At 23.9% G+C, this 5,621-nt stretch carries 2 protein-coding genes; both read right to left on the bottom strand.

What is annotated here, in order from left to right:
* Positions 1-3,621: 3,621 nt before the first annotated feature.
* On the bottom strand, positions 3,622-4,362 hold the full coding sequence (locus DMG62_21875) for a hypothetical protein (protein ID PYY20801.1): 741 nt from the start codon (positions 4,360-4,362) through the stop codon (positions 3,622-3,624).
* Between the two features lie 52 nt (positions 4,363-4,414).
* Entirely contained in the window at positions 4,415-5,572 is a 1,158-nt protein-coding gene (locus DMG62_21880) for a hypothetical protein (protein ID PYY20802.1), read from the bottom strand.
* Positions 5,573-5,621: the final 49 nt, after the last annotated feature.

Genomic DNA, 5,621 nt, shown 5'->3' on the forward strand with positions numbered 1-5,621 from the left:
AAGGTCTGGATCGAAGCAAATAATATTAAATGAGTTGATGTACTGTAATTGTATTTATAAAAAATTTTTTTCTGATCAAAATGGATAATTTTCAACATTATGATCCTTTATAGAAGAAAAATGACATGTTGCTTATAAATAATGCTAGCCTTTTTACACTAACTTTTTTTGATTTATTGAATTTAATGAAAGTTCATTGAACTAACTATTTTAGTCTTCAAAAATTTGATTTTATAAATATAATTTACTACTATAATTAAAAATCAATTGATTTGTAAGGTTTTATTTTAATAAATTTACACGATGTAGATCAGATTTTTTTTGAAGGTTTCGCGTGATTCTCATATTCAACTATTCTAATATTCCTAAATTCAAATTTATAATCTTTGCTTACAAGTTTCTCATTTCCCTTTTGTTCACTTTAATGTAAAAAATATAAGGATGTTAATAAATAAATAAATTAGATACAATAAATACAATATGTATTCATTACCTTTTTTTTAAATTATCCAATTGTGAATTAACGTACTTATAACACTCATTACATACAGTATGATTGTGCTTTACACTTTGTTTGCACGCACTTTTAGCAATCGGACATGCCCAATTTAATGATGAAAAAGTTTTTAATTTTTTTCCGTTACAATTATTATATTTTTTCAATTCACAGTTCATTTTGTAGGTTCACAAAAACCAAAGAAAATAAAAAAAAAAATGCAAAAAATACTTGAATATCAACAGTATTTATTATATTTTCGGAATTCACTACGACTGTTTGATATTATACGAATCAATAATACTAACAAATAATAATTTGTATAATTTGTATTGTTCTCACTTCTCAATAAAGAATAATATGGTTTTTTCATTGTTAATTAAAACAAGTTTTGACGAACGTGAATTGCATAATTTTAATCGGATAAATAATATTCCATAATAAAATAGTACTTTCGGTATTTTATTTACAATCATAAGACAATCAAAAAATAATCAGCGAATCGAACAAAATCCATATCTACAATAATGACCCAATAAAATTTGAAGTTACGTGTTCTTTAAACTAATTTTGGCAAAAAAAAAAAATTGTTAAATTTTATTATTATCTTTATTATTATTGATATATTAAACATCTTATAATAATTAATAATTTAGTTCAGCTTTCGCCAAATTGTTTTGCTTTGGACTTTCATTGTTTATTAGCATGCCGATGGACCAACTTCCAACCCGCCTTCTAGCAATTAACTGTTAACGTTAATACGATATGCAGTGCAAAATCTGTAAAAAAGATAAACCTCTCAATGTGTATTTAACCGATATGAAAAATAAAACTCCATGCTCAAATTGTAAATCAGAAAATATGATCCTGATCTTTAACGTTAAAGGTTTAATTTTGTAAATTTAAATCGCGAAGGTATGGAATCATAATTGTATTGCAAAAGTCGATTCCATTAGCATATAAGAATTAAATACAAAAACGTATTCAACAATTAACAATACAACTTGTATTATTACAGTAAATTGAATTCAATATTGATAATAATACATCATCACTGAATAGATTATAAATTTCCATTTCATTCAACTATCGTAACTCCATTTCCAGTTTTATTGCTATATTGAAAAACAAAATGAAATGCGATTTTTGTTATAATAAATTTGATCGAACATTTATAATCTCAAAGAATATTTTCAAATGGAATAGCAACTATTAACTACGATACATTAAATAAAAAAATAAATGAGAAGCAAAGAAAAAGAGAGAAATATATAGAGAAAAATTATAGAAAGAAATAGTGGTATTAAGACCAACTATAAAAAGGATTTATTTAACAAATTGTTATTTTAATCTAATAGAATAATTTGCTGAAGTCGAAAATTTTTTTACTTTCTCTATCAACTTCCAAGTAAACTTTCCTATATCGATAAGTTTTTGCTTCAAACCTTTATCAAATAATCAAAGATAAATTAAGCATTGTAAGTCAATATACTGTATGATATCCAATGAATGAATGATTATCTTATGTACTTCCACAGTTATTCCATATAATTCAAACAGAATTTATATCAAATTTACTTATGAAATCAAAGAATTGATTGCATCAATAATCCGGACAAATAGACCAGATGCTTATGCACTTTGGAAAAGTTTAGAAAATAGTAGTAAATTATCTTATCATGTGAAAAATCAAATTTTGGCTGGAATTAAAGATGTTTAATCCTAACACCAGCCAGAGTTTTATTCTGGTTTTTGGGTGAAAATGGTTGATTAATTTGAAACGATGACAGTTTAGATTGCATTATTGTTAAACGTGGGTAAGAAAAGTAAATGAGATGTTAGTTACGGATCTGCTGAAGTTAAGCGATTTTTTTTTACAAATTATTAATAAGTAGAATTTTTATTACCACGAACTTCTTGTACACATCTATACTAACAATTAAGTTGATATAATTTGATTTTTTAGGTCGCTGCAAATTATGCTAGCTCTTTATTAGTCATTCAGTGTTATTATACTCCTTTTTAGGTACTTGAAATATTTTTTTTATAAATTATTAATAAGTAGAATTTTTATTACCACGAACTTCTTGTACACATCTATACTAACAATTAAGTTGATATAATTTAATTTTTTTAGTTGCGGCAAATGATACTGGCACTTTGTTAGTCATTCAGTGTTATTATACTCCTTTTTAGGTACTTGAAATATTTTTTTTATAAATTATTAATAAGTAGAATTTTTTATTACCACGAACTTCTTGTACACATACCATATTAATAACAATCAAGTTGAAATCATTTGATTTTTTTAGTCGCGGTGAATAATTAGAAAATTGTGAAACATGTAGGGATATATAATTGTTACAAAAAAAGAAATGGAGATTTATACTTTTTTGAATTCAGTTAAAAGTACATTACAAATGATAATAAATAAATAAATAAATAAATAAATATTCATATTAAAGTCATATATTAAAAAAGGATATTTTTAATATTAAATAAAGGTTATAGTATAAAAATGTATATTAAAATGGTCAAAATTATGTATATTTTCTTTGGAATTTTACTAATATTGAAAATATGACCTCTATTATAATTATCCGGGATCTTATTTCTTTTATATCATCTTCGTCTGTATACTTATTCGTAAAAAATCTATTTTTCACATCCCTGTTAAATGTAATTTTGCCCGGCACTACATAATTCTGCATGGGGTGCGATGCATCATAATGATAAATATTAAATATGTAAGCAAATTTTGTTCTATGTATTTATTTTAGTCGTTGTCAATACTGAGTTTTTTTAATAAATCTTGTTTCATCTTTGAGAATTTTTTGGTATTCCATTTACCATTATTAATCATTTCTTTAACCCGTCCATGAGCCTTATAAACATCTGCATAATAATATCTAAAAAATCATTTATATATTAGCAAAAAATTATCAAATAATTGGAAATCACTTTTAAAAACATAATAAATTAACATACATCACTTCGGGAAACCATTCTTTCCAACGTCTCTGATGTGATAATAAGTAAAATAACTCAATTTCAGCCAAAACCTATGGCAGAGAGAAAATAAATTTAGTGTTCTTAGAATAATTTTATATATAATAATGATTTTGTTATACCTTTGCCTTTTGTTCCAAATATGAAGCTCTATTGTTATCTGTTTCAATTGCTATATTAAGTAATCCAATAAACAGATTCATAAGATATACAACAATCAAGAGCGAAAATAAGACAATCAATATTACAATCTCCGGATTTGTTTTATATGTCCAATTGGACAATGCACTTTGATCACCTGATAATAAATATATTGAATTAAAAAAAATAATAAACTTATATATAAGAATAAATAATTTTAAACTACCTGTTAAGAATAAATATATTGCAAAAAGAGCAGTTCCATAATCAGCAAACATGTTTGTATTTTCATTAGGTTCTTGAACAAAAAATAAATTTGCACTAGTATTATTATCTTCATTAAAGACTTTGTACTTAGGTGTTATAGCCCAAGGATTATTGGCATCATCATTAAATTGAGGTTCCTCAAAAGAATATTTTGATTTTGGTGATAATAAAATGTAAAATGTATGTGCAAAACTTATTATTATAATAAATAAAATTACTAAAAAGGAAGTAATCTGCTTTCCAACACTAATAATAATTGCAAAATATACACCAAAATATTCGAATGTTCTAAGAAATAACAAAAATTTTATATCTAAAAATAGGCATGAAAAAGACTTTAACTTAATTATATGATCAGAATTATCATTTATATTTTTAATCCAATAAATAGAAGTGTAAATTGGAAGAAAATATGCGATGAAATCTATATAATATTTTGAATGTACAATATATAATGATTAATATCTTACTTATTTAAATATTTGACTATTTTCTTTCAAATTACATACCCAAATAGTTCCAAAAATCATTTATCCATTTAATAGGACTATAAATAATTTGACGAATTTCAAAGCTAAGATGAATAAATCCAAGTATAATTGAAACATTTAAGAGAATTTCCTTTTTTTCTTCAGTAAGATATTCTTGAGGAAGTGTTGCAACAACAGTAAAACATCCAAGAAATGCAATGAATCCAATCCAAATTAGGGCGTAATAATATTTACCATAAGTATTCCATTTGAAATTAATTAATGCTTCTCCATTCCATGTTTTATAGATTTCCTTACAATGTACTGTTTCAACAAATGGACTAGGTTTAGGTTTAATCCAATCCAAAAGCCAATAATAGTCTTTTGGGTAATTAACAAATTTAATATAGGGAATCATAAAAGTAATTACAGAACTTGATTTTTGTTTTGAGAATGCAAAAAAAACAATATCGAAAAAATAAATAAGATTAAAATAAATATAAAAATAAATGATGGATAATGCATCACATTGATAAATATCATTAATAAAATGAAATTTTGAAAGTATATAAAGTGGAAAACAAAATAATAATAATGAAAAGGGAAAAAAAAACATTTGTATAATTTGAATAGGCATTAGCATATTCAAAAATGAAAATAATAATAATAATAATAAGGGAAAAAATAAAATTTGAATGAATATTAGCATATTAAATATTGAATTATTAGGATCTTGAAATTTATAAATATATTCATTCCATGAAATAGATTGAGTTAAATTAACTGTCTGAAATTTTTGACAAAAAGAGTGAAGATGTAAATCACTATTTTGATATTCCACTATTTCATAAAAACAAGAGTCTATAATTAAGTCTGTTTCTGATATGTATCTCGAAATGAGTAGTGGATAATATTTATTCAATAATTTCATTTTAGAAGTGATAATACTTAAAAACATCTTATTGTTTACGTCTTCTTCAAAATAATTTATACATTTGCAATAAATTTCTTCCACTAATTCTAGCATATGTTCTTTAATCACAAAGGTCAATAATTCAGCACCATACTTTAAAAAACATTCTTTGTTTCCTTTTAAATAAGAAACCCATACATCAAGTTTAAAACTATCACGAACTGGTAAAGGTAAAGTTGTTTTCATTTCTTCAAAAAATCCTGTATAATAAATCATAGGACAAAAATAGTTTAAGGAAATAGATCTGGTAATTTTATCGAAGTAA

The sequence above is a fragment of the Acidobacteriota bacterium genome, from assembly GCA_003225175.1.
Lineage (GTDB): Bacteria > Acidobacteriota > Terriglobia > Terriglobales > Acidobacteriaceae > Gp1-AA112.